General features: G+C 62.4%; 26 protein-coding genes and 2 pseudogenes. 20 read left to right on the top strand and 8 right to left on the bottom strand.

The features are described 5' to 3' along the window. Window positions 1-9 precede the first annotated feature (9 nt). The 9 genes from J7E82_RS16015 to J7E82_RS15975 all read left to right on the top strand — a co-directional run bounded on the left by J7E82_RS16015 (window position 10) and on the right by J7E82_RS15975 (window position 6,841). Window positions 10-312, top strand: coding sequence for an urease subunit gamma (locus tag J7E82_RS16015; protein WP_214864366.1), 303 nt, complete (start codon window positions 10-12; stop codon window positions 310-312). A gap of 8 nt (window positions 313-320) precedes the next feature. Then, window positions 321-656, top strand: coding sequence for an urease subunit beta (locus tag J7E82_RS16010; protein ID WP_214864364.1), 336 nt, complete (start codon window positions 321-323; stop codon window positions 654-656). After that, the gene (gene ureC / locus J7E82_RS16005) at window positions 653-2,425 is read left to right on the top strand and encodes an urease subunit alpha (protein ID WP_214864363.1); all 1,773 of its coding nucleotides are present in this window, start codon (window positions 653-655) and stop codon (window positions 2,423-2,425) included. Before J7E82_RS16010 ends, ureC begins: the two co-directional genes overlap by 4 nt. Window positions 2,426-2,465: 40 nt before the next feature. After that, on the top strand, window positions 2,466-2,951 hold the full coding sequence (ureE, locus tag J7E82_RS16000; protein WP_214864361.1) for an urease accessory protein UreE: 486 nt from the start codon (window positions 2,466-2,468) through the stop codon (window positions 2,949-2,951). Then, complete coding sequence (locus tag J7E82_RS15995; protein ID WP_214864359.1) at window positions 2,932-3,612, top strand: urease accessory protein UreF; 681 nt, start codon at window positions 2,932-2,934, stop codon at window positions 3,610-3,612. Before ureE ends, J7E82_RS15995 begins: the two co-directional genes overlap by 20 nt. Window positions 3,613-3,629: 17 nt before the next feature. Further along, a complete protein-coding gene (gene ureG / locus J7E82_RS15990) occupies window positions 3,630-4,247 on the top strand; it encodes an urease accessory protein UreG (RefSeq protein WP_214864357.1) in 618 nt (205 codons plus the stop codon). A 200-nt stretch (window positions 4,248-4,447) separates the two neighbouring features. Beyond that, a complete protein-coding gene (locus J7E82_RS15985) occupies window positions 4,448-5,284 on the top strand; it encodes an urease accessory protein UreD (protein ID WP_214864454.1) in 837 nt (278 codons plus the stop codon). Then, window positions 5,284-6,321, top strand: a complete 1,038-nt coding sequence (locus J7E82_RS15980) for a HoxN/HupN/NixA family nickel/cobalt transporter (protein ID WP_214864356.1) — start codon at window positions 5,284-5,286, stop codon at window positions 6,319-6,321. Before J7E82_RS15985 ends, J7E82_RS15980 begins: the two co-directional genes overlap by 1 nt. A gap of 91 nt (window positions 6,322-6,412) precedes the next feature. Beyond that, on the top strand, window positions 6,413-6,841 hold the full coding sequence (locus J7E82_RS15975; protein WP_214864354.1) for a universal stress protein: 429 nt from the start codon (window positions 6,413-6,415) through the stop codon (window positions 6,839-6,841). A gap of 155 nt (window positions 6,842-6,996) precedes the next feature. Here the strand turns inward: J7E82_RS15975 and J7E82_RS15970 are convergent, their stop codons facing one another. Then, complete coding sequence (locus J7E82_RS15970) at window positions 6,997-8,160, bottom strand: LacI family DNA-binding transcriptional regulator (protein WP_214864352.1); 1,164 nt, start codon at window positions 8,158-8,160, stop codon at window positions 6,997-6,999. A 228-nt stretch (window positions 8,161-8,388) separates the two neighbouring features. On the opposite strand from J7E82_RS15970, the gene J7E82_RS15965 reads away from it, so the two are divergent. From J7E82_RS15965 to J7E82_RS15945, 5 genes and pseudogenes are all read left to right on the top strand, one after another. After that, complete coding sequence (locus tag J7E82_RS15965) at window positions 8,389-9,225, top strand: ABC transporter substrate-binding protein (RefSeq protein ID WP_214864452.1); 837 nt, start codon at window positions 8,389-8,391, stop codon at window positions 9,223-9,225. 113 nt (window positions 9,226-9,338) lie between these two features. Further along, window positions 9,339-10,127, top strand: coding sequence for an amino acid ABC transporter permease (locus tag J7E82_RS15960; RefSeq protein WP_214864350.1), 789 nt, complete (start codon window positions 9,339-9,341; stop codon window positions 10,125-10,127). Then, window positions 10,124-10,903, top strand: coding sequence for an amino acid ABC transporter ATP-binding protein (locus tag J7E82_RS15955; protein WP_308113887.1), 780 nt, complete (start codon window positions 10,124-10,126; stop codon window positions 10,901-10,903). Before J7E82_RS15960 ends, J7E82_RS15955 begins: the two co-directional genes overlap by 4 nt. After that, window positions 10,903-11,957, top strand: a pseudogene (locus J7E82_RS15950) (Gfo/Idh/MocA family oxidoreductase). Before J7E82_RS15955 ends, J7E82_RS15950 begins: the two are co-directional and overlap by 1 nt. A gap of 41 nt (window positions 11,958-11,998) precedes the next feature. Then, window positions 11,999-13,135 carry an FAD-binding oxidoreductase gene (locus J7E82_RS15945; RefSeq protein ID WP_214864348.1) on the top strand — a complete coding sequence of 379 codons (1,137 nt, stop codon included), beginning with the start codon at window positions 11,999-12,001 and terminating at the stop codon, window positions 13,133-13,135. 114 nt (window positions 13,136-13,249) lie between these two features. Here J7E82_RS15945 and J7E82_RS15940 read toward each other — a convergent pair whose 3' ends face one another. Next, window positions 13,250-14,683 (bottom strand): amino acid permease, encoded by a 1,434-nt coding sequence (locus J7E82_RS15940; RefSeq protein ID WP_214864346.1) that lies wholly within the window; start codon window positions 14,681-14,683, stop codon window positions 13,250-13,252. Window positions 14,684-14,972: 289 nt separating this feature from the next. Here J7E82_RS15940 and J7E82_RS15935 point away from each other — a divergent pair, with 289 nt between their 5' ends. Beyond that, complete coding sequence (locus tag J7E82_RS15935; protein WP_214864344.1) at window positions 14,973-15,464, top strand: GNAT family N-acetyltransferase; 492 nt, start codon at window positions 14,973-14,975, stop codon at window positions 15,462-15,464. A gap of 333 nt (window positions 15,465-15,797) precedes the next feature. Here the strand turns inward: J7E82_RS15935 and J7E82_RS21345 are convergent, their stop codons facing one another. Together J7E82_RS21345 and J7E82_RS15925 are read right to left on the bottom strand one after the other, a co-directional pair. Beyond that, window positions 15,798-16,097: a GNAT family N-acetyltransferase gene (locus J7E82_RS21345; protein ID WP_214864342.1), complete on the bottom strand. Its 300-nt coding sequence runs from the start codon at window positions 16,095-16,097 to the stop codon at window positions 15,798-15,800. Continuing rightward, window positions 15,985-16,359 carry a GNAT family N-acetyltransferase gene (locus J7E82_RS15925; RefSeq protein ID WP_214864462.1) on the bottom strand — a complete coding sequence of 125 codons (375 nt, stop codon included), beginning with the start codon at window positions 16,357-16,359 and terminating at the stop codon, window positions 15,985-15,987. The genes J7E82_RS21345 and J7E82_RS15925 overlap by 113 nt, the downstream gene beginning before the upstream one ends. Window positions 16,360-16,554: 195 nt before the next feature. Here J7E82_RS15925 and J7E82_RS15920 point away from each other — a divergent pair, with 195 nt between their 5' ends. From J7E82_RS15920 to J7E82_RS15910, 4 genes are all read left to right on the top strand, one after another. Continuing rightward, the gene (locus J7E82_RS15920; protein ID WP_214864448.1) at window positions 16,555-17,610 is read left to right on the top strand and encodes a DNA polymerase IV; all 1,056 of its coding nucleotides are present in this window, start codon (window positions 16,555-16,557) and stop codon (window positions 17,608-17,610) included. Between the two features lie 136 nt (window positions 17,611-17,746). Continuing rightward, the gene (locus J7E82_RS15915) at window positions 17,747-18,211 is read left to right on the top strand and encodes an RNA polymerase sigma factor (protein WP_251041986.1); all 465 of its coding nucleotides are present in this window, start codon (window positions 17,747-17,749) and stop codon (window positions 18,209-18,211) included. Next, on the top strand, window positions 18,208-18,366 hold the full coding sequence (locus tag J7E82_RS20825) for an RNA polymerase sigma factor (protein WP_251041985.1): 159 nt from the start codon (window positions 18,208-18,210) through the stop codon (window positions 18,364-18,366). Before J7E82_RS15915 ends, J7E82_RS20825 begins: the two co-directional genes overlap by 4 nt. After that, window positions 18,363-18,917, top strand: coding sequence for a hypothetical protein (locus tag J7E82_RS15910; RefSeq protein WP_214864340.1), 555 nt, complete (start codon window positions 18,363-18,365; stop codon window positions 18,915-18,917). The genes J7E82_RS20825 and J7E82_RS15910 overlap by 4 nt, the downstream gene beginning before the upstream one ends. 120 nt (window positions 18,918-19,037) lie before the next feature. Here J7E82_RS15910 and J7E82_RS15905 read toward each other — a convergent pair whose 3' ends face one another. From J7E82_RS15905 to J7E82_RS20815, 3 genes and pseudogenes are all read right to left on the bottom strand, one after another. Then, on the bottom strand, window positions 19,038-19,445 hold the full coding sequence (locus tag J7E82_RS15905; RefSeq protein WP_214864339.1) for a hypothetical protein: 408 nt from the start codon (window positions 19,443-19,445) through the stop codon (window positions 19,038-19,040). 318 nt (window positions 19,446-19,763) lie between these two features. Beyond that, window positions 19,764-20,009: an META domain-containing protein gene (locus J7E82_RS20820; RefSeq protein WP_374223624.1), complete on the bottom strand. Its 246-nt coding sequence runs from the start codon at window positions 20,007-20,009 to the stop codon at window positions 19,764-19,766. A 346-nt stretch (window positions 20,010-20,355) separates the two neighbouring features. Beyond that, a pseudogene (locus J7E82_RS20815) lies at window positions 20,356-20,544 on the bottom strand (hypothetical protein); the annotation flags it as partial. 425 nt (window positions 20,545-20,969) lie between these two features. Here J7E82_RS20815 and J7E82_RS15890 point away from each other — a divergent pair. After that, entirely contained in the window at window positions 20,970-21,944 is a 975-nt protein-coding gene (locus J7E82_RS15890; RefSeq protein WP_214864337.1) for a hypothetical protein, read from the top strand. A gap of 377 nt (window positions 21,945-22,321) precedes the next feature. Here J7E82_RS15890 and J7E82_RS15885 read toward each other — a convergent pair. After that, window positions 22,322-22,475 (bottom strand): ATP-binding protein (locus J7E82_RS15885; protein ID WP_214864444.1); only part of this gene is annotated, 154 nt, incomplete at its 5' end.

Raw genomic sequence — 22,475 nt, 5'->3', positions numbered from 1 at the left:
GGAGTACGCATGCATCTAATGCCCCGTGAGCAGGAGAAGCTCATGATTGTCGTGGCCGCCGATCTAGCGCGCCGTCGCCAGTCCCGAGGACTCAAGCTGAACTTCCCGGAAGCCGTCGCAATTATCAGCTACGAACTGATCGAAGGCGCGCGTGACGGCAGGACCGTGGCCGAGCTCATGAGCTACGGAACCACCCTCCTGACCCGTGACGACGTGATGGAAGGCGTGCCCGAGATGATCCATGATGTCCAGATTGAAGCTACGTTCCCCGACGGCACCAAACTGGTCACCGTCCACGATCCGATCCGTTAGGAGGCGGCATGATTCCAGGTGAATACCGGCTCCGCTCGGAGCCCATCCCATGCAACAGCGGCCGTGACGCGATCGCCGTCGAGGTTGTGAACAGGGGCGACCGTCCCATCCAGGTCGGCTCGCATTACCATTTCGCCGAAGCCAACAGTGCACTGGACTTCGATCGCGAAGCAGCCTACGGCAGGCGGCTCGATATCCCGGCAGGGACGGCAGCGCGCTTCGAGCCCGGAGATTCCCGCACGGTGCAGCTGGTGGCGCTCGCCGGAACCCGTGAAGTGTACGGGTTGAGCAACGCGGTTAACGGCCCCCTTGACACCGCCACCACGGAAGGGAGCCCCGCGTGAGCTTCGAACTGCCCCGCAAGCAGTATGCGGACCTTTACGGCCCGACGACGGGAGACGCCATCCGCTTGGCGGACACCGAGTTGTTCCTCGAGATTGAAAAGGACTACACCGTCTACGGCGAGGAGGTAGTGTTCGGCGGCGGCAAGGTCATCCGCGACGGCATGGGCCAGAACGGCCAGGCAACCCGTGATGGTTCCGACGGCGGGGTGCCGGACACCGTCATCACCAACGTTGTTGTCCTCGACTACACCGGCATCTACAAGGCCGACATCGCGCTCAAGGACGGCCACATCTTTGCCATCGGCAAGGCCGGCAACCCGCAGATCTCCGACGGCGTGGACATCGTGATCGGTGCGGGAACGGAAATCATCGCCGGGGAACGCAAGATCCTCACGGCCGGCGGCATCGACACGCACATCCACTTCATCTCCCCGGACCAGGTGCCCACGGCGTTGAGCAGCGGCGTGACTACCATGCTGGGTGGCGGCACTGGCCCGGCCGAGGGCACTAAAGCGACCACTGTCACGCCCGGCTCTTGGCACATCCAGCGGATGCTGCTGGCTGCCGAGGGCCTGCCCGTCAACCTCGGCTTCTTCGGAAAGGGCCACGCGTCCGCCGTCGAGCCCCTGGCCGAGCAGATCCGCGCAGGTGCCATTGGGCTCAAGGTCCACGAGGATTGGGGGTCAACGACGTCGTCCATAGACATGTCGCTGCGCACCGCGGACGAATACGACGTCCAGGTGGCCATCCACACGGACACCCTCAACGAGTGTGGCTTCGTGGAGGACACCATTCGGGCTATCGACGGCCGCGTCATCCACACCTTCCACACGGAAGGCGCAGGCGGCGGGCACGCCCCGGACATCATCAAAATTGCTGGACTGCCAAACGTCCTTCCGGCGTCCACCAACCCCACGCTCCCGTACACGCGCAACACTATCGAAGAGCACCTGGACATGCTCATGGTGTGCCACCACCTGAACCCGGACATTCCGGAGGACGTGGCCTTCGCTGATTCACGCATTCGTGCTGAGACCATCGCCGCCGAGGACGTCCTCCAGGACATGGGTATCTTCTCCATTACCTCCTCCGACTCCCAGGCCATGGGCCGCGTGGGCGAGGTGATCACGCGCACCTGGCAGGTGGCGGACAAGATGAAGAAGCAGCGCGGGGTTTTGAAGGACCCCCGCAGGGGCAGCGCAGGGGACAGCACAGACGCCGACGGCGGGACGCATGGTTCCGCTGACAGCGACAACTTCCGGCTCAAGCGCTACGTGGCGAAGTACACCATCAACCCGGCCATTGCGCAGGGTATGGCTGACTCCATCGGCTCAGTGGAGGTGGGCAAGTTTGCCGACCTCGTGTTGTGGGATCCGGCGTTCTTTGGCGTGAAGCCGGAGCTGGTTCTCAAGGGCGGACAGATTGCGTACGCGCTGATGGGGGACGCCAACGCGTCCATCCCCACTCCTCAGCCGCGCACCATGCGCCCTATGTTCGCCACTTTTGGCAAAGCCCTCCAGCAGTCCTCCATCACGTTCCTCTCCCAGGCCGCGATCGACGCCGGGGTTCCAGGGGAGCTCGGGCTGCAGAAGGTGATCCGGCCGGTTTCGGGGATCCGTTCGCTGAGCAAGGCCGACCTCAAGTTCAACGACGCCACTCCGAACATCGAAGTGGATCCGGAAACCTACCAGGTGAAGGTCGACGGCGAGGACGTCACCTGCGAGCCCGCCGACGAGCTGCCGATGGCTCAGCGATACTTCCTTTTCTAGAACCAATCCAGACGAAACAGGACAAAGGGGGACAGCAAGCATGATCGTAGAAAAGATCCTCGGCAACCTGCACGAGTTGCCGCAGGCCGAGGCTGCAGCGCTCGCCAGGCTGCATAAGGAGAAGGTGGTCCTGCCGAGCGCCCAACTGGTCAAGCGCATCCAGCGGGTCACCACGGACCACGGCAAGGAACTGGGCATCCGGCTCCCTGCCGCCCACCCGGACCTGCGGGACGGCGACATCCTCCATGTGGGCGACGCGAACGTCGTCGTGGTGTCCGTGCTGCCCACGGACGTGCTGGTGATCGCGCCGCGCAGCATCTACGAGATGGGCATCGTGGCACACTCGCTGGGGAACCGGCATCTACAGGCGCAGTTCTTCGACGCCGATTCCGAGTACGCGGGCGAGGTAATGGTCTGCCAGTACGACCACACCGTGGAGGACTACCTCAAACAAGTCGGCGTGCCGTATGCGCGCCAAGAACGAATAATGCCGGTGCCCTTCCGCCATGCCGAACACAGCCACTAGTTATCAGCTCGCCCTGCAGCAGCTCACTGACTCTGCGCTTCCTACCGGCGCGTTTGCCCACTCCCTCGGGTTTGAAACCTACATTGATCGCGGGCTGGTGCGGGACGAGGCCTCGTTCAGCACCTGGCTGTCCGCTTTTGTGGGGCAGCAGCTGACGTATTCGGACGGGTTGGCGATCCGCTTCCTGTACGACGGCACGCCTGTTGAGGAGCTGGAGTCCCTGCTCACAGCCCAGCTTTTGCCGCGGCAGTTGCGTGAGGCGAGCACCAAGATGGGCGGACGGCTCCTGGAGATCGGGGCCGAAGTCTTTCCGTCCGCGGCGGTGGAGGCGTACCGGGCCTTGGTTCGCGACGGCCGGGCCGACGGCCACCAGCCGCTGGCGTTCGCCGTCGTCGCGCGCTCCTTGGGGGTTCCCTTCGAGGAGGCGCTGTCCGCGTACCTCTTCGCCACCATGACGTCGCTGACGCAGAACGCTGTGCGGGCCATTCCGCTGGGGCAGAACGCGGGGCAACGGGTGCTGCGGAAAGCGCACGACGACGTCGCTGCCGCCGTAGGGCGAATACTGCACCTCGGCTGGGACGACTTCGGGGCACTGAGCCCCGGGCTGGAAATTTCGCAGATGCGCCACGAGCGGCAGCGCGCGCGTATGTTCATGAGCTAGGAACAGTAGGAGGACACATGCCTGAACCGATCAAGATCGGCATCGGAGGACCCGTCGGCGCAGGGAAGACTCAGCTTGTGGAGCGGCTGACCCGGCACCTGAGCGAAGAAATCTCGATGGCCGCCATCACCAACGACATCTACACCATCGAGGACGCCAAAATCCTGGCGGCCAACGGAATCCTGCCCGAGGACCGGATCATCGGCGTCGAGACCGGCGGCTGCCCGCACACTGCCATCCGCGAGGACACGTCCATGAACACGGCGGCCATCGAGGAGCTCAAGCGGCGGCACCCGGACCTCCAAGTGATCTTCGTGGAGTCAGGCGGCGACAACCTTTCCGCCACCTTCAGTCCGGAGCTGGTGGACTTCTCTGTGTACATCATCGATGTCGCGCAGGGTGAGAAGATCCCGCGCAAGGCCGGCCAAGGGATGATCAAGGCCGACCTCTTCATCATCAACAAGACGGACCTGGCACCCCATGTTGGCGCTGACCTGTCCGTGATGGAGCGGGATTCCAAGCAATTTCGAGGTGAGAAGCCCTTCTGCTTCACCAACCTGAAGACCGACGAGGGGTTGGATAAGGTCATAGCATGGATTCGGCGCGACGTCCTGATGCTCGACCTGGCTTCATGACCGTTCCTCTGCAAAAGCGCAAACAGGGGTCACCTTTGACAGTCCCCTCACCTCCGGCGGCTACGCCGGATTTGGGGCCGTGCCCGTCCCCAGCCGCTCCCAACCCTCGCAAGCTCGGGTCGGGACCCTCGCGGCAGTGGGCCCATCGCGAGCTCCACCACGCCGCGGCCCCCAAATCCGGCTCCGCCGCCTCGCAGACCATGTCTCCGATGGGACAGCTGTCCTTGCAAATTGCTGAGCGCGGCGGGAAGTCCGTGGCGGTGCATCAGTACCACAGGGGCGCTTTAAGAGTCTTAAGGCCGCACTATCTTGATGATTCGGGGCAGGTTTGTTTTGTTCTTGTGAATCCTGGTGGGGCTTATTTGGGGGCTGATCTTTATCTTGTTGATGTGGAGGTCCAGGCTCGGGCTTCCCTGCTTTTGACTACGCAGTCGGCCACTAAGATCTATCGGACTCCCGGGTCGTTTGCCGCGCAGCGGATGGACCTGAAATTGGGGGAGGGGGCGCGGCTGGAGTTGGCACCTGACCAGCTCATTGCCTACCGGGAGGCCAGCTACCGGCAGAATACGCGCATTAGTGTGCGTCCGACGTCGAGCCTGGTCATGAGTGAAATCATCACCCCCGGCTGGTCTCCCGACGGGGCGTCGTTCAAATACGAGGAACTGCGCTTGCGTGCCGAGATCCATGTGGAGGGAGAGTCCGGCGGCCTGCTCGCCCTGGACAATCTCCTCATTCGGCCGAATGCTGGGGATGTGACTGGCCTCGGCTTCATGGAAGGCTTCAGCCATCTGGGGTCCCTGGTTGTGGTCGATCCGCGGGTGGACCAGACGCTCGCGGACCAGTTCCACGAGCTCACAGCGGCTTATGACGCCTACACAGGCATCTCACTCACAGCCTCGCGGGGCGAAACCAGGGGCCTAGTGCTGCGTTCGCTCTCCAATAGCACCGGCGAACTCCACCGCCTGTTAGGTGACTGCACCACCCTCCTGCGCGGAAAATGGTACGGCCAGGAACCATTGAATCTCAGGAAGCACTGATGACCGCACTGACGGACCTGGCCAGCCTGTACCGACGCCGCGACCACCTGTCGGCGCCCACCCGGCTGGCTTGGACGTTTGGTACCGTCGCCGCCCTGCATTGCGCCGCCGTCGTCCTCCTGTTGGTTGGCACCGCGAGCCAGCCGCTCGCGCTGGGCCTTGTGCTCACTGCCTACCTGGCCGGCGTCAAGCACAGCTACGACTGGGACCACATCGCGGCGATCGACAATTCCACCCGGAAGTTCGTGGCACAGGGCAAGCAGCCCGTGAGCGTCGGGTTCGCGTTCAGCCTTGGCCACAGTTCGGTGGTGGTCCTTGCCGGGATCCTGGTCGTTTCGGGTGCCACCGTGGTGGGCAGGTTTATGGAGGAGGGCAGCACCTCCAACCTGGTGCTCGGACTGGTCGGCAGCGCAGTTTCGGGGTTGTTCCTGCTGGCGATGGGGATCTTCAACGGCTCGGCATTCCTGCGCGCCGCCCGGCTGTATGGAACTGCGCGCGCCGGCGGGACGATCGACGTCGACGATCTCGAGGCCAAGGGCGTTATTGCGCGGCTGCTCGCCAGGCCGCTCGCGCGGGTGCAAAGGCCGCGGAACATCTACGTGATCGGGTTCCTGTTCGGGCTGGGTTTTGACACGGCAACAACTATCGGCCTGCTGGTGATGACAACGGCTGCGTCCCTCGCCGGCGTGTCGCCGCTGGCGCTCCTGGCCCTGCCGCTCGCCTTCACCGCGGCAATGACGCTCTGCGATTCGCTCAATGGCGTGGCTATGCTGAACATGTATCGCTCGGCCATCACCGATCCCCGGCGCAAACTGGGCTTCAACGCCGTCGTTACCGGCGTATCCGCGTTCTCAGCGCTGTTCATTGCCGCGATCACCCTCGGCGGCTTCGTCAACTCGGCGTTCCGCCTCGAGGACCCTGTGACTGCGTGGCTGGGCTCAATTGACCTGGGCGACGCCGGGCTGCTGCTGGTGGGAGTGCTCCTGGCCGTGTGGGGCGTCGCGAGCCTGCGGGGGAAGCTCGCATACCGCCGCTAAACCACATGCAGATGTATTCTCGGGAAAGGTGCTGGCCTGAACGAACCCGGACGGGACAGCACATTTCGCAAAAAACGAAGGAGTGGGCTGTATGAGCGGAGTCATCGTCGTCGGTGTTGACGGCAGCGAAACCGCCAGGAGGGCAGCGGAAGCTGCCCGGGACCTGGCAGTGGCGATCGGAGCGGAGCTCCACGTGGTAAGTGCTTTTGAAGGGGATCGCACTGAGGTTTACGGCAGCGGCAGCGACCAATTCATCGTTTCGGCAGCGGATGATGCTGCAAAGATCGCGCGGACAGTGGCTGATGGTCTCGGCACGAGCGAGATTGAGGTGTCGTTCTATGCAATTCGAGGCACGCCTGCCAACGCCTTGATCAAGCAGGCGGAAACCTATGATGCCAAGATGATTGTCGTAGGAAACAAGCGAATGCGCGGAATTGGGCGTGTCCTGGGGAGCGTAGCCAATTCGGTGGCCCATGGCGCCCCCTGCGACGTCTACATCGTCAAGACGGACGTGGAGTAGCCGGCGGACCTCAACTCGGTAGAGCAAACTCTTTCGCGCGCCTACCGGCGTCGGTTTTTTGCCCGATCATTCGCGGGCGCAACCTGGCTGCTGCCCGTAAAGACGGGGCCGGACCTGCCTTACGAAGGACTGATCCGGCAGAACCCGACGCCAAATTAACCCACTGACGGAACCGGAACCCCGGCGCCCGGAACTTCCCCGGCGCCGGGCACCTCCGCGGCCCCAGACACCCCGACGGCGTCCGGCACCTCCGCTGTCGGAGGCGCACCTACTGATCCTCGCCGGATGAGCGTCGCCGTGAACTCCGGAAGTCGTCCTGGGTTTTTCCTCCCCTGGATCTGTCCAATGAGTGCCTCCGCCGCGGCAGCGCCCATCTCGTAGACGGGCTGAGCGATCACCGTCAGGGGAGGGGTGGTGAGTCGGGTCCAGGGGAAGTCGTCGTACATGAGGAACGACACGTCGTCCGGAATTGTCAGCCCCAGCTCCTGGATACCCTCCACGACGCTAAGGGCGATGAGCCCGTCCGAAGCGATGATTGCGGTGGCGGGGTCCTCGGATTGCAGCAGCTCACGGGTGATGCGCTTGATGGATTCCGGGTTGCCGGCGTTGAAGCGCACCAGGTCCTCCGGCTGCTCCAGCCCTGCCTCATCAAAGGCCCGGATCATGCCGCGGCGGCGTTCGGAAATCTGGGAGGAATCCAAGGGCATCCCAGGGAAGTAGGGCAGATCGGTCTTCAGCGTTGAAACGAAGGCGATTCGACGATGGCCCTGCTCGATCAGATACGTTGTGGATTCGTAGGAAACCTCCGTCATTTCCACCGCCACGGTCCCCACGTCCATACCATCGGCCGTGCGATCCAAAAGGATCAGGGGCCGTCCGGATTCCTGTGCCCGGCGCAGGTGGTCCACGTTCCGGGAGGAGGCGGGAGCCACAATGAGGCCGTCAACACGCTTGTCCAGTAGCACCCGGACGGCCTCCACCTCGGCCGCGTCATCCTCGTCGGAATTGATGAGGATGACGTTGTATCCGGCCCTCTTGGCTACATCGGTAATTCCGCGCGTGGCCAAGCCGAAGTGCGGGTTTTCGATGTCGCCCAGAACAACGCCAATGGTGTTGGAGCGACCCGTGTTCATGCTGCGCGCAAGCTCATTGGGATGGTATTCGAGCTCCTCGGCGGCGGCAAGGACCCGTTCCCGCACGTCGTCGCTCACAGCGCCGTAGTTGCCCAGGGCGCGTGCGGCTTGCGCTTTGGAAACTTGTGCTGCCTTTGCGACGTCGGCAACGGTGACGTCTCGACGACGGGACGCGCTGTTGTTCATATCGGCCCTTTCAGGTCTCTGAGTGCCGGAAGACTTTTTTCTTGACGGTCTGTGTGGCTTCGGTTACATTCTTTATCAATCGATGTGAGTCCGGTCTCAATCCTAAGCAGTGAGACCGGACTCAGCAAGCAGTTCATCGACTTCCCTCCCCGAGGCGGCCTCGGCCCCACCTTGACTCCCCACGATTGGATAAACGCTGTGATCTCACGAAAGAAGTTCCGTCCCGGAATGCTTGTCGCGGCTGCCGTCGCGACGGTCCTCGCACTCTCGGGCTGCGGCGGATCATCCTCGGCCTCTTCCTCAACGGCCGAGAACCCCTACGGCCTCATCGAGCCCGGCACCGTCCGCGTCGCCAGCTTGGGCGACTCGAAGCCCTACACCTTCACCGACGGCTCCGGGAACTTCACGGGCTTCGACGTCGAACTCTTCAAGGACGTCGCCAAGCGCGCCGGTGTGGACAACGTAGTCTTCACTGGCCAGGACTTCTCCGGCCTGCTGGCCGCCGTCGCAAACGGCCAGTTCGACGTCGGTGTGGCCGCCATCGGCATTACCGACAAGCGCAAGCAGACCGTGGACTTCTCCAACGGCTACCTTGCCGGCTACCTGACCGTCATCACCACAAAGACCTCCGGAATCACTGATGCCGAGGGGCTTTCCGGCAAGCGCCTGGGCGTGGTGCAGGGAACCCTGCAGGAAGCGTATGCAGTGAAGAACTTCACCTCGGCCAGCCTGGTGCGGTTCCCGGACAACAACACTGCCGTCTCCGCCGTGAACAGCGGCTCGGTTGACGCCCACTTCCTGGATTACGAGGCCGCAAAGTCCTACCAGGAGCAGTTCGGCCTGGTCAGCGCTGCCGATATTCCGTCTTTCGATGCTCCGGCCGGATTCGCTATTGCGAAGGGCAAGACGGAGCTGAAGGAAGCCCTTGACAAGGGTCTCGCCGAAGCCATGGAAGACGGAACGTGGAAGACCCTGTACCAGAAGTGGTTCCCGGGCTCCCCGATGCCGCAGCAGTACCTGCCCAAAGCCGAACAGGCGGCGGCCACCCCCACGCCGGCTAAGTAGCGGCAGCCAGCAACGAGCTCAGCCGGGCGGGCCTCCTTCACCTGAACCATAAAGGGTCCTGAGTCCGAAGAGACCCGCCCGGCATCCACAACCAACTAAGTCTGAGAGCAACCATGGACTGGTTCAACACCATCATTCGCACCTTTTTCGACTTCAACGCAATGATCGAAGTCCTGCCCCAGCTGCTGGGAGTCGGCCTCCTCAACACGCTGATCATTTCGGTAGCCGCCACCGTCATCGGGGTAGTCCTGGGCATGGTGGTTGCCGTCATGGGCATCTCCTCATCCCGCTGGCTCCGCATCCCGGCCCGAATCTACACGGACCTGTTTCGTGGCCTTCCAGCAATCCTGACCATCCTGCTGATCGGCCAAGGCTTCGCCCGGCTGAGCCAGTCGATCTTCGGTCCCTCTCCGTACCCCCTGGGCATCGTCGCCCTGAGCCTCATCGCCAGCGCCTACATCGGTGAGATTTTCCGGGCAGGAATCATGAGCGTGGACAAGGGTCAGGCGGAGGCGTGCCGCGCCCTGGGCATGAGCTACGCGAAAGCCATGGCGCTCGTGGTGGTCCCCCAGGGGGTCCGCCGGGTGCTTCCGGCCCTCGTCAACCAGTTCATTGCCATCGTCAAGGACTCTTCACTCGTGTACTTCCTCGGCCTCCTGGTCAGCGAACGCGAACTGTTCAGGGTGGGCCAGGACGCCGCGGTGCTCAGCGGTAATCTCTCCCCCCTGGTCATGGCGGGCATCTTCTACCTCGTCATCACCGTTCCCCTGACACACCTGGTCAACTACATCGACGACCGCTTCCGCACAGGCCGGCGTCGTGCCACTCCACCCAGCAGCGGCCTCAATGAACTGAAAGAACTCGATGCGGCCCAGCCGCTGACCGCCGGGAGCAACAAGTGAGCCTCGCCAACATCAGCACCACCAACACCACCTCCGACGTCGAGACCTTCCGCGGCTCCAGCCTTGAGCTGAAGAGCCTCACCATGGCCTACGGCGATGTCGAGGTCCTCCGCAAGGTCAGTCTTGAGGTAGCGCCCGGCACCACCACCTGCATTATCGGCCCCTCCGGATCGGGAAAGTCCACCCTGCTGCGCGGCATCAACCGGCTGCACGAACCCAAGAGCGGGGATGTCCTGCTCGCGGGTGAAAGTGCGCTGGCTGTGAAGCCGGACGTCCTGCGTCGACGCATCGGGATGGTGTTCCAGCACTTCAACCTTTTTCCGGACCACACTGCGCTGGAGAATGTGGCGCTGGCGCTGTGGAGCGTGAAGGGCATGTCCAAGTCCGAGGCCAGGGAACGTGCCAAGCGCCGGCTCGCCGAAGTGGGCCTGGCCGAGCGGGCCGACCACCGTCCCCGCGACCTCTCCGGCGGACAGCAGCAGCGCGTCGCCATCGCCCGCGCCCTCGCCATGGAACCTGAGGTCATGCTCTTTGACGAGGCAACCAGCGCCCTCGACCCCGAGCTGGTCAAGGGCGTCCTCAGCCTCATGGCCGGGCTGGGCAGTCGCGGCATGACCATGGTGGTGGTGACTCACGAAATGGGTTTCGCCCGCCGCGTCGCGGACCAGGTGGTCTTCATGGACGAAGGCGAAGTTGTAGAAGCCGGAACTCCCTCGGCGATCTTCGACAACCCTCAGAGCGCCCGCCTGCAGCGATTCCTGTCGGAGGTGCTGTGATGCTGACGGTCACCCACGCGCCGATCCGCACCGGCGTCGTCGGATTCGGGGTTTCCGGAAGCGTCTTCCATGCCCCGCTCCTTGCCGCTAATCCGGCGTACTCACTGGACGTGATCGTCACCGCCGATCCGGACCGTGCCAGGAAGGCGTTGCGCCTCTACCCACAGGCCCGGGTGGTCCAGACGGCGGAGGCAATGTTCGCGCTCGCCGCCGACCTGGACCTCGTTGTCCTGGGAACGCCGCCGTCCACGCACTTCGACCTCGCCACCGAGGCGATCCGCCACGGTCTCCACTTGGTGGTGGATAAGCCATTCGTGCCGACCTCCATGCAGGGACAGGAGCTGATCGATCGAGCGTCCGACGCCGGTGTGCAGCTCACGGTGTTCCAGAACCGGCGCTGGGACGCCGATTTCCTGACGCTGGGAAGAGTCATCAAATCCGGGCGCCTGGGTGACGTAAAGACCTTCGAATCCCGCTTCGAGTGGTGGCGGCCGGAGGGCTTTGGCAACTGGCGGACACCGCCACGCAGGGTGACGCCGGCGGAATCCTGCACGACCTTGGCGCGCACCTCATCGACCAGGCCGTTGAGTTGTTCGGGCCTGTTGAGCGGGTTTACGGCGAGACGGGTGCTGGCGGGAAGGGCGCTGCCAGCCAGGATTTCGGCGCCGAGCAGGAGGCCTTCGTGTCCCTGGTCCACGAATCCGGAGTGCGCTCCCGGCTGTGGATGAACGGAGCCGCCGCGCAGGCCGGTCCACGCTTCCACGTCCTCGGCACAAAGGCGGGCTACACGAAGTGGGGTCTGGACGGACAGGAGCCAGCCCTCGCGAATGGTGTGGTTCCCACGGACCCGGCTTACGGCGTCGAGCCCCAAAGCTCCTGGGGAGTCCTGGGAGTGGACGGTGCCACCGAAGTGGTGCCGGCGGAGCGCGGCGATTACCCGCGTTTCTACTCACAGCTGGCCGCGGCCCTGCATGGAGCGGGACCTCTTCCGGTGGATCCTGCCGAATCCCTCGCCGTCCTGAAGATCATCGAAGAGATCCACGCCTTCGCCTGAAGCCTGCTTCCTCAAACAACCATTTCTGAAAGAGAGTTCCCATGTCTTCCGAAGCTCCCAAGCGCGTCGCCGTCGTCGGTGGTGGCATCCTTGGCGTTTCCACCGCCGTTCACCTTCTCCGTGAGGGCGGGTCCGTAATTCTGCTCACCGAGGGCCGGTTGGCCAGCGAGGCCTCCGGCCGCTCCCTGTCGTGGCTGAACTCGGCAGGGGAAAGGTCCACGCCGTACCATCAGCTCCGCCTTGCGGGAGTCGAGCGCTACCGGACCCTCTTCGCCGCCGATCCCTCGCGTGAGTGGCTCCAGTTCGATGGCGGCGTCATGTGGAATGCCGTCGGGCATGGTGAGGAGACCTCTGCCCGCCACGCCTACGAGAAGTCGATTGGGTACGACTCGAAGCTGCTCGCGCCGGAGGAGATCGGCCGGATTGTTCCGGGCGTCGACTCGTCCTCGGTCCCGGAGAATGCCATCTTCAACGGCGGCGAGGGGTGGGTGAGCCTCCCGCATCTCCTGGAGCACCTGATGGAGGAATTCCATGAGCTCGGGGGAGAGCTTGTGCTCAATGCCGGCAAAGTTTCCGTGCTGTCCAGCGAGGGCCGCGCCACCGGTGTGGTGCTCCCTTCGGGCGAAACGTACGACGCCGACGCCGTCCTGGTCGCGTGCGGCGCGGCCACCCCGTCTGTTGTCGCGCCGCTCGGCGTCGAGATTCCTAACGGGTCTCCGGTTTCCATGCTGGTGATTACAAAACCGGTGGAGCACAGCCTGGAGAGTGTCCTGAACACACCGAGGGCGGCCGTCCGGCCAAATCCCGGCAGCACTCTTGCCTTGGACCACGACTGGTACAAGGAACACATCACGGAGTACAGCGACGGTACCTTCGGGATTCCGGACGAGGTGGTGCAGGAGCTGGCGGACGAGGCGTCCAAGCTAATCGCCGGCAACCCCGAGCTGAAGCCCGCCTCCTGGAAGATCGGCTACAAGCCCATCCCCGGAGACGGCGAACCTGTGCTCGGCGAGTTGGATGCCGTTTCTGGCTGTTTCGTGGCCTTCACGCACTCGGGGGCAACGCTGGCCCTGATCGTCGGCGAACTGCTTGCGGGCGAGATCCTCACCGGGGACAAGCATCCGATGCTGGCAACGTTCCGCCCGGGACGGTTCAGCCAGGGCTTCAGCCGGAGCTAGGGGTCCGGGCTCCTGCCGCCCTCGTGGCGGAGTCCGGGACTGGGGGAATTGGGGGAGGGGCGTGGACGCCGTTGTCATGACGACGGTGTCCACGCCCCTTTTTTGCTCCGCAGGCTAGACCTGGCTCAGCTGCGCTTCCTGTCGTCCGTACTTGAAATAGAAGTACGCGTAGCAGGCGCCCACGAATGGGATGCCGAAGTAGAGTGCCGTGGCCTGGGCAGGATCGAAGGCGATGCCGATAAGCGAGATGACGCATAGGACGAACGCTGCGATCGGCAGCAGGGGAAACAGCGGGGCGCTGTAGGCAAGCGTGCGGGTGTCGCCCCCGTCCCTGAGGAACGCCCGTCGGTGGAAGAAGTGGGAGGCCGTAATTGACATCCAGACGCCCACCGTGGCGAATCCGGCCACAGAAACCAGCACAAGGTAGACCGTGGACGGGGCCACGACGCTGCTGATCAGGGATGCCAGGCCGCCCAGCATGCTCACACAAAGTGCAATGAGGGGAATTCCCCGCTTGGTCAGCTTCCTGAAGGCCTTCGGAGCGTAGCCCTCGTCGGCGAGGGAGAACAGCATCCGGGCGCAGGAAAAGAGGCCACAGTTTCCGGCGGACAACAGGGCTGTGATGATGACGAAGTTCATGATGTCCGCGGCAAAGGGAATTCCAAGTCGGGAAAATACGGTGACAAATGGACTCTCATCGAGGGCGATGTTTTCATAGGGAACCGTCAGTGCGATTACCGCAATTGCTCCAACGAAGAAAATCATGAGACGAATAACCGTAGTCCGCATGGCTTTGGGAATGTTTTTTCCGGGATTGAATGTTTCTCCGGCCGCAACCCCAATGAGTTCGGAACCGGAAAAGGCATAAAAAACAGCGAGAGTGGTAATGAGAACGCCCGTAACGCCATTGGGGAAAAGACCCTCGGCAGTACCAAGGTTCTCGCCAAGGAGGGGATAGTCGGACTCCGCCAAGGGGTGGAAGCCGAAGAGGGCTGCGCCGCCGAGGACGATGAGCCCGATCACGGCGGCCACCTTGATGAGGGCGAACCAGAACTCCGATTCCCCGAACACTTTCGACGAAATAGCGTTCAAGGCGAAGAGTACGGTGGCGAAGACGAGGCACCAGATCCACACTTCTACATTCGGGAACCATCGCTGCATTAGCAGGCCCGCGGCAGTGAACTCGGAACCGAGGGCAACCGCCCAGCACAGCCAGTAAAGCCAGGCAGTGGCAAATCCTGTGGCTGGGCCGATGGTACGTGCCGCATAGATGTGGAATGCCCCGGACACCGGATAGGCAACAGCCAGTTCGCCCAGGCAGGCCATCACCAGGTACACCACTACGGCGCCAATGAGGTAGGCGATGATGGCACCGAGCGGCCCGGCCTGGGCGATCGTGTAGCCCGAGCTGAGGAAAAGTCCGGAGCCGATCACTCCGCCCATGGCAATCATGACGAGGTGGCGGGCGCCCATCGACCTGCGCAGGCCGCTTTCGGGCTTTTCCGCTTTCGATGTTTCAAGGGTCAGCGTTGGGGAGCTTAGTCCCATAATTCCTCCGGATCGGTTTTGCCAATTCCAACAAGCCGCATTCAAAAAGTGACTCGGCTAACACCGGGAAAGAATGCCGACGGAATGGAAGGTCACACAAGCCGCGCACGGACCAGTCGCCAACTTCTTGTTCAAGCATTGGTAATGCATATGCTGAGGATAAGCGTAGCTAAGGAATAAAGGCTTATGAAGTAAGGGTTCAGCTGAGGGGCCTCGGCGGGAAATGCGGCACGACGGCGATACGAGGGCAAGTCGCGACCACGATAGCGAAGGCCCATATTATGGCCAGATGACTGAACTGCAGGTGCGACGAGCTGTCGCTGAGGACATGGAGGGCGTGTGGCCGCTTGCTCGCGATTTTGCCACCTCTTTCCGTCCCGAACGTGAGCTGTTTGAGCGGACCTTCCGTGCCCTGTTAGGAAGCCCGAACGCACTCGTCCTTGTCGCGCATCTGCAGGAGGGAATCTGCGCCTACCTGCTAGCTCATACCCACGAGACTTTCCTTGCCAACGGACCTGTTGCTTGGGTCGAAGAAGTGATGGTCGATGGGCAGTACCGCCGGGAAGGCATCGGGCGGGCACTCATGACCGAGGCCGAACGATGGGGACGCGAACAGGGCGCTTCCTATACATCACTGGCCAGCCGCAGGGCAGGAGCGTTCTACCTCCAACTCGGCTACGAGGACTCGGCCGCGTTCTACAAAAAGACGTTGATTGATCCTGATGAAGAACAAACGGCCCATCGCGGCTGGCCCAGTGATGGGACACGTCAGGGGCTTTAGCCACCTTTACAGCCGGAAGGAGATCCAGGACGCAGTGAGGTTCACCAACCGCCTCCTTGAGGTCGGGCAACGCTGCGACCTGTCCGAAACCGATGCCCCTTCCCGCTTGGAACGGGAGTTCCCGGGCTTCAGCAGGGAAAAGTATCTACAAGCCGCAGATTCTGGGTGGTGGCTAACGCGATAGTCCGGAACGGCCGCCTCAGCTGGCGGCAACGTGACCCCGCATCGTCGAAATCCACCACTTCTGGCTAGTCTTTTCGACTTGCCGATTCAGTGCCACGATTCGCTGATTCGACGTGGCTCCCGGCGCTAAATGGCAGAGTTTTTGCAGCGTTAAATGTCACCCCTGGCGCCCGTTGGGGGTCCCTCACCTGCCGTGGCTGAGTCGCGAAGAATGAGGGCGTACGTGACGTATACGACGGGCGAGCCGTCCGCATGGTGGTCACTAGTCGAGGTGATTTCTGTGATGAAGCGGAACCCACTGCTTTCGGCTACGCGGACTGACGCAGTGTTCAAGGGGTCAGCGCGGATGATTGCTCGGTCGCCGATATCCTCGTCCGCAATATATTTGCATACAAGAAGAACGGCTGACGTCGCGACCCCCCCGGCGACGTGCCCGGCGGTGAACGGCATAGGAAATATTGACATCGCCGGCCGCGGGTAAATAGTTTGCATCGGGGTCGAAGTCGACGTAGCCGGCTAGCTGGCCGTCGAACCATATGCCGAATCCGCGCTTACCTGCCCCGCGGCTCGCGTTTTCGGCCAGCATCGCGAAGTGTCGGCGCGTCGAATCGTCGGTACTAGGCGCGCCGGAGAGCCAGCGAATCACCTCATCGTCCTCGCCGGCGTTGTGCGCTTGAACGTCCTCGTCGGTGAGTGCCCGCAGTTCGATCATGGGCATAACGTATAACGCGACCAGTGGACGTGTCGGCGATGCCCGCAAGCCGGTCCTTTTGGGAAACCCTGAGCGGTACGATTTTGGCCCTGGCAAGGTCAGGAGGACCGCAGGCTGCGCGGCCAAGTTCGGTGGAGGGCCGATGCTTGGCAGGGATGTTTAGGGCAGACTGGTGGCGTGAGCGGAATCCGGTGGGTGCTGCACGTTGATCTCGACCAGTTCATAGCGGCGGTCGAAGTGCTCCGGCGGCCGGAGCTTGCGGGCAAGCCGATCATTGTCGGCGGTCGGGGCGACCCCACGGAACGAGCTGTGGTGTCGACCGCATCCTACGAAGCCAGGGTGTTCGGCGTGGGTTCCGGAATGCCCTTACGCATTGCGGCCCGGAAAGTGCCCGACGCTGTGATCCTGCCCGTCGATCAGGAGGCGTACCTCGCGGCGTCTGAAACGGTGATGGCTACCCTGCGCGCGCAGCCCGGCGCCATCGTGCAGGTGCTGGGTTGGGATGAAGCCTTTGTAGGCACTGAGACAGAGAATCCGGAAGCCTACGCCCGGCAGGTGCAAGCCGCTGTCCTGGAGCGAACGCAGCTGCATTGCAGCGTGGGCATCGGCGACACCCTGGTCCGAGCCAAGGTGGCCACCGGTTTCGGCAAGCCGGCCGGCGTCTTCCGTCTCACTTCCGGGAACTGGCTCGACGTCATGGGCAGTCGGCCCACCAAGGACCTGTGGGGCGTCGGAACCAAAGTGTCGGGCCGGCTGGCCAAACTCGGCATCAACACAGTCGCCGAGCTCGCCGCGTCCGACCCCCAAGACCTGGTCCAGGAGTTCGGCCCCAAGATGGGTCCTTGGTACGCGGAGCTCGGACGCGGGGACGGTGCCAGCGTTGTAGACGACACCCCGTGGGTCGCCCGCGGGCATAGCCGGGAGACCACCTTCCAGCGCGACCTGACCGAGCCTTCCCAGGTGGACGACGCCGTAAGGGAGCTGACAGCGCATGTCCTTGAGGATGTTGTGGCCGAAGGACGGCCCGTGGTTGGGCTGACCCTCAAGGTTCGGTACGCGCCGTTCTTCACCAAGACCCACGCGAGGAAGATTCCCGAGACATTCGACCGGAACGAAATCCTCGCGCGGGCCTTGGACCTTGCAGCCGGAATCGAAGTGGGCCGTCCGATCCGACTCCTAGGCCTGCGGGCCGAAATGGCAATGCCCGACGATGCCCGAAAGGGACATACGCCGACCCGCGGCGGTTGGTGACGGCGTCGCTCCCTTTGATTGGCGAATTACCCCTCCGTTCAAGCAAGGTCCTCAAAAGCGACCCTTCGTGTGAAAGACGTCGGCGACTCTCTATTTGGTAATGGAACCGTGTTGGGGTTGCCGGACACTTATAGGTATGGGGGACACAGGGAAGGCACCCACGGACCGTGAGCTTTGGCTGCGTGTCATGGATGGTGATGACGGTTCGGCTTTTGCTTCCCTCTTTAGACGCCACCGGGACCGGGTCTTCGGTCACAGCCTTCGGCTGGTAAACACTTCTTTCGAGGCTGAGGACGTCACTGCGATGGTGTTCCTTGAGGCCTGGCGCTGCAGGTCCAAAATCCGGCTGGTCAACGATTCGATGCTCGGTTGGCTGCTGATCACTGCCACGAACGTGGCCAGGAACAAGCTCAGGTCCACACTGCGCTATGAACGCCTCCTCCGGAAACTTCCGCAGTGCCAGGATGTGCCGGATCACAGCGACTTCGTAGCTGACAGTGTCGACGGGGACCGGCGGTCTGAGCTCCTGCACCGGGCCTACCGTTCGCTGAGCCGGCGGGACCAGGAAATCATTGCGCTCTGTGTTCTTGAGAGGACATGAGCACAGCTGAGGTGAGCGAACTGCTTGGCATTCCACCCGGCACCGTGAAGTCCCGGCTCTCACGCGCTAAACGGAAACTTTCCCAGCTCATGAACCCGCCAACCGGGTTCCTGCCGGCACCGACCCCACTGACTTCTGAGGAAGAAACACCATGAACGACAATTCGCGCTCACAACACTTCAACGCCGAACGCAGCGCCGCCATTGAGGAGCTCCTGGCCAGCGTCGCACAGAACGGAACCCCGGAAAACCGGCACTTCCAGAACACCAAAGGCAAGCGGATCCTGCTTTCCGGAGTCGCCGTCGCGCTTGTGGCCACCGGGGGAGCGGTCGTTATGCAGCTGCCCGTCACGGACAAAAGCTCGATAGCTTGCTTCGCACGAGCCGAACTCAACGGCAACCAGTTCCCCGGCACCACAGCTACACTGCTCGAAGGTGCAAGGCCCGGCGAGCCAGCGCCACCCAATCCCATCCCTATCGAAGACGCGCTGACCGCCTGCCGGGACTTGTGGGCTCAACACATACTGGACCCCGACGCCCCTAATGGCTACCCACATCCAAGCCTGCATGACCGCAGCTTTTCCTACCCGGTCCCTGACCCGCTGACCGTATGCGTGCTCAATGATGGCCGAGCCGCCGTCATCCCCGGCGACGAAAAAGTGTGTGCTTCACTGGGACTCGCCTTGAAATCCGACGCAACACCCTGAAATGACCGATCCCGAGGTAGTCCAACTGCCTCACTTGCCCCGAGCTATGGCCACATCTGCGCCGGACGAGGTCCGGCCGAAAGCCACCCTTTTGGAATCTCGAGATGGGTGGTTTCGCGGTTATGAACCTACGAGAACGTTTTCGTGGATTTTTCTCCACCCGGCTGCTTCCAACCCTTTGGTATCGAAGCCCGTAGTAACCAGTTTTGTCGTAGAGCCGTCAGGCCCAGTGGCTGTGAGGATTTCACGTTGGCCGGTTACTCCTTGGCTGCATGAAGCAATCCACTGCGTTGGTTTGTCTTCGGGAAACACAACCAGGCATGCGGTGAGGAAGTTGTCGCTCTCTCCGGCGTAGTACTTCACGCCCTCGTGTTCGCTGAGCAGTCGGAAATTGTCTCGTGAAGGATCGCCCTCGGGGCCCAGTTTTATCTCGGGCGGCAACTCATCCTCAGATGTGGCCTCCCTATGGAAGGCTTCCATACCCTCGTAGCTCGAGCAGCCGGTCAAGAGCAATAGGATGGCGGCCACTGTCGTAACTCTCAGTGCGTGATGCTTCATGCACTTCCCCCAAATCGTGTTCACCCAAGCTACCCCGAAGAATTGCGCGGCAGCGAAATCACAAGTCACGATTTCAGCGGTTCAGGAGTCGGGTTGAGCAGGACCACTTATGGATCTGAGTGCTCGAATAAACACTTAGAGGGAGGCGTCGGTCATTAGAACGTACGCTATTAGCCGCCATGTGACGGCACCCGAGACTAAATCCTCTATTCCTAGAGTCAGTCAGAGCAAAATTCCCAAACCGGAGTATACGAGCGTGGCTCGGGGGGCTGCCTAGATGAGTACTTGCTACTTGATTTTAAAGCTGAGCATGTCGGGCCCGCTTTTCCAGTTGAGGGTGTTCTGGCTGAAGGTCATCTCAACTTGTCGTGCCAGGAAGTCTAGGACCCACTTCTCTTGTTCGGACTGTTCGCCGATACAGCCCATTGCACCGGTCGCGAGTCTCTCCGCTGTGAGAGTACTACCGTTGATCGACACCCGCCCGCTGATCGGATTGCAAGGCGTCTTCACAGCCAACTGGAGACTGTCGTTCACGGAGCTGAGCTGAACTGTAAGGCTCCCCGGCTCCACCCATGGCAGGTCCACTCCACTGGCTGACCCGGCTACGCTGACGTATTCGGAGCAAGGAGCAGATGTCAGGAAAGAGACGCAGGTTACCTGAGGTCTGGGAGAACTGCTTGTGGGGCTGATCGAACTGCTCGGCGGATGGCCGGAGTTACTGGTTGGAGGAAGCGTAGGCGCGGCCGACGGTGATCCGTCGCTGATCCCGGCCGCGCAAGATGTCAGCAACATTCCAACGACGAGCAGCGAACCTAGCCTCCGCCGCCGGCCACTCATGCACTTCATTCATCCCCCTTGAAATTTGAAGGCTGAACGGAGCCTATATGTCGGGGAGGACTTTGTCGTGTGGCACACCTTCAGACAGGGCTGAGGAACTACTTCTCCTTTTGCAGGCCGCCGCACGTTTCTGCGAAGGCGCCGCCGACTGTTGCGTTCGAGGCGCCCGGTACAGGGTAGTACGGCTGACTCTCAGGACTAGGCCGATTTTCTCGACCGTCATGTCCTTTTCGTCGTTGAGCTTGCGGGCGGTCTTGAGTTTTTCCTTGCTGAGTTTGGCTGGCTGGCCGCCGAAGCTACCGCGGGCCCGGGCAGCCGGAGGCCGGCGTTGGTGCGTTCACGGATGGGGTTGGAGTCGTGCGGGCGAGGAACCAGCTCGGGGATTGACGGCCGGTGACGCTGGTGTTCCTAGCTGACTCCACCCGGCTCCGCTCCACCCTCGTCATCAGCGTCGTGAAGGTGTTCGCCCCTGTACGTGCTGGGGGCGACCCGCACTACGAAGTACCGCACCGCGAACGGGAACCCGGGTGCTGACCAGAACTGGTGATGGCCTGTGATCGTCCCAGGGTTGTTCTAAACTCAAAGGTAGACATACCGGGCGTACCCCAATTTGCCCCAAGTAGTACACACCGCACCCCACGAAGGGAGGCGCCCCCCATGCGCCGCAATCGTGTGATCGCTGGAACGTCCGCTTTTCTCCTAGGCGTCACTGGTCTCTTGGCCGCGTCCCTCGTTATCGGCGGTGGGCTGTCATCCACCGATGTGAGGATCGCTGCTGTCGGTGACATGAACGGCGTGAAGACGGACGCACCGGATAGCCCGTCCGGGCGGAACGGTGCGGCGATCACCAGGCTCGTGCAGAACAACGAGATTGACGCGTTCCTGGGGCTCGGGGACTTCCAGTACGACACCGCTTACTGCGCTGACTACGTGAACTACTGGACGCGGCTTTGGGGTGGCACGAAACCCAAGTTGTACTGGGTGTCCGCACCCAACCATGACTGGCGACCCGGACGGAATGAAGACCTCGATAACTTCATGAACGGCCAATGCCCGGGTGCCCCCGCGAAGGCTGCGATCAACGAGCAGCGTGGGTTCATCGGGAACGGGGATCCGTACTCGAAGGACTTCGGGAACTGGCACTTCGCGTTCCTGTCGTCCGCGCTCTGGCGGTACAACCCGACACAGGCTCGGGCGTTGACGACGTGGCTGGACAACGACCTTGCTGCCGCGAAGGCGGCGGGTAAGCACCTGGCGGTCGTGTACCACGAGCCGTACTTCACGTCGAACACCAAGGCACATGAGCGGGCCGCTGACCACAAACCGTGGATCGACGTGATGTGGAAGCACCGGGTGCGGCTCACCCTGTCAGGGTCACAACACAACTACGAACGCTCATGTCCGGTGAACAACGCTGACCAGTGCGTCAGTGACGGGATGACAGCGTTCCAGGTTTCCACGGGAGGTATTGGTCTCCGATCCTTCACTAGCAGTCCGTCGTACATTGTGAAGCGGTTCAGCGACACTCACGGTTTCCTCCGGATGACACTCCGAGACGACGGGTCTTTCGACTGGAACTTCGTTCCAACATCGGGGCCGAGCACCGACGCAGGTACGCGTTCCGCACCGTAGTAAAAGCCACCGCCAAGCCCTCCCAGACCCGGGGGCACCATCAAAGTTGGGAGACTGCAACTTCCGAAACAGGTCCTGTTCACCAACCTGAGCCCGCCCGTTCCGGCGTAGTCGATCCAATGCCTGCCGCTGCTCCCACAGAGTAACGTCCGGATGGGAAAGCGCTCGGTACTGGACTTCGACATAGTGATTGCCACGCGTCCTTCTCCTGCTGCGTTAGGGGTGCCTGACGCCGGGATGGGTGGGTTAGTTGGGGTAGAGGGCAGTGACGGGGCCTGATAGTGCAGCCCTGACCTGGCGGGTGAGGTCATCTGCTAGTGACTATGTCAACTCTTTTTGGCCCCGGCAGGACGGTTATATCTGGCCCCACAGGTCTTTTAGCTGGCTGCGTGTTGGGCGATGGTGTGGGCAAGGCGGTATGAGTCGGTGCCGGTTTCGATGATCGTGCCGTTGAAGGTCAACCGGTCCACGATCGCGGCGCAGAGGCGGGGGTCGCTAAAGGTTTTCGTCCAGCCGGAGACCAGTTCTTTG

The sequence above is a fragment of the Arthrobacter sp. ISL-30 genome (assembly GCF_018613855.1).
Taxonomy (GTDB): domain Bacteria; phylum Actinomycetota; class Actinomycetes; order Actinomycetales; family Micrococcaceae; genus Arthrobacter.
The sequence above is the reverse complement of the archived record's forward strand: the minus strand, read 5'-3'. Positions and strand labels throughout refer to the sequence as shown.

Bases quoted from the DNA above. Each gene is read 5' to 3' on its own strand.
- J7E82_RS16015 (WP_214864366.1), top strand. From the start codon at position 10: ATGCATCTAATGCCCCGTGAGCAGGAGAAGCTCATGATTGTCGTGGCC.
- J7E82_RS16010 (WP_214864364.1), top strand. From the start codon at position 321: ATGATTCCAGGTGAATACCGGCTCCGCTCGGAGCCCATCCCATGCAAC.
- ureE (WP_214864361.1), top strand. From the start codon at position 2,466: ATGATCGTAGAAAAGATCCTCGGCAACCTGCACGAGTTGCCGCAGGCC.
- J7E82_RS15995 (WP_214864359.1), top strand. From the start codon at position 2,932: ATGCCGAACACAGCCACTAGTTATCAGCTCGCCCTGCAGCAGCTCACT.
- ureG (WP_214864357.1), top strand. From the start codon at position 3,630: ATGCCTGAACCGATCAAGATCGGCATCGGAGGACCCGTCGGCGCAGGG.
- J7E82_RS15985 (WP_214864454.1), top strand. From the start codon at position 4,448: ATGTCTCCGATGGGACAGCTGTCCTTGCAAATTGCTGAGCGCGGCGGG.
- J7E82_RS15980 (WP_214864356.1), top strand. From the start codon at position 5,284: ATGACCGCACTGACGGACCTGGCCAGCCTGTACCGACGCCGCGACCAC.
- J7E82_RS15975 (WP_214864354.1), top strand. From the start codon at position 6,413: ATGAGCGGAGTCATCGTCGTCGGTGTTGACGGCAGCGAAACCGCCAGG.
- J7E82_RS15970 (WP_214864352.1), bottom strand. From the start codon at position 8,160: ATGAACAACAGCGCGTCCCGTCGTCGAGACGTCACCGTTGCCGACGTC.
- J7E82_RS15965 (WP_214864452.1), top strand. From the start codon at position 8,389: ATGCTTGTCGCGGCTGCCGTCGCGACGGTCCTCGCACTCTCGGGCTGC.
- J7E82_RS15960 (WP_214864350.1), top strand. From the start codon at position 9,339: ATGGACTGGTTCAACACCATCATTCGCACCTTTTTCGACTTCAACGCA.
- J7E82_RS15945 (WP_214864348.1), top strand. From the start codon at position 11,999: ATGTCTTCCGAAGCTCCCAAGCGCGTCGCCGTCGTCGGTGGTGGCATC.
- J7E82_RS15940 (WP_214864346.1), bottom strand. From the start codon at position 14,683: ATGGGACTAAGCTCCCCAACGCTGACCCTTGAAACATCGAAAGCGGAA.
- J7E82_RS15935 (WP_214864344.1), top strand. From the start codon at position 14,973: ATGACTGAACTGCAGGTGCGACGAGCTGTCGCTGAGGACATGGAGGGC.
- J7E82_RS21345 (WP_214864342.1), bottom strand. From the start codon at position 16,097: ATGCCGTTCACCGCCGGGCACGTCGCCGGGGGGGTCGCGACGTCAGCC.
- J7E82_RS15925 (WP_214864462.1), bottom strand. From the start codon at position 16,359: ATGATCGAACTGCGGGCACTCACCGACGAGGACGTTCAAGCGCACAAC.
- J7E82_RS15915 (WP_251041986.1), top strand. From the start codon at position 17,747: ATGGGGGACACAGGGAAGGCACCCACGGACCGTGAGCTTTGGCTGCGT.
- J7E82_RS20825 (WP_251041985.1), top strand. From the start codon at position 18,208: ATGAGCACAGCTGAGGTGAGCGAACTGCTTGGCATTCCACCCGGCACC.
- J7E82_RS15910 (WP_214864340.1), top strand. From the start codon at position 18,363: ATGAACGACAATTCGCGCTCACAACACTTCAACGCCGAACGCAGCGCC.
- J7E82_RS15890 (WP_214864337.1), top strand. From the start codon at position 20,970: ATGCGCCGCAATCGTGTGATCGCTGGAACGTCCGCTTTTCTCCTAGGC.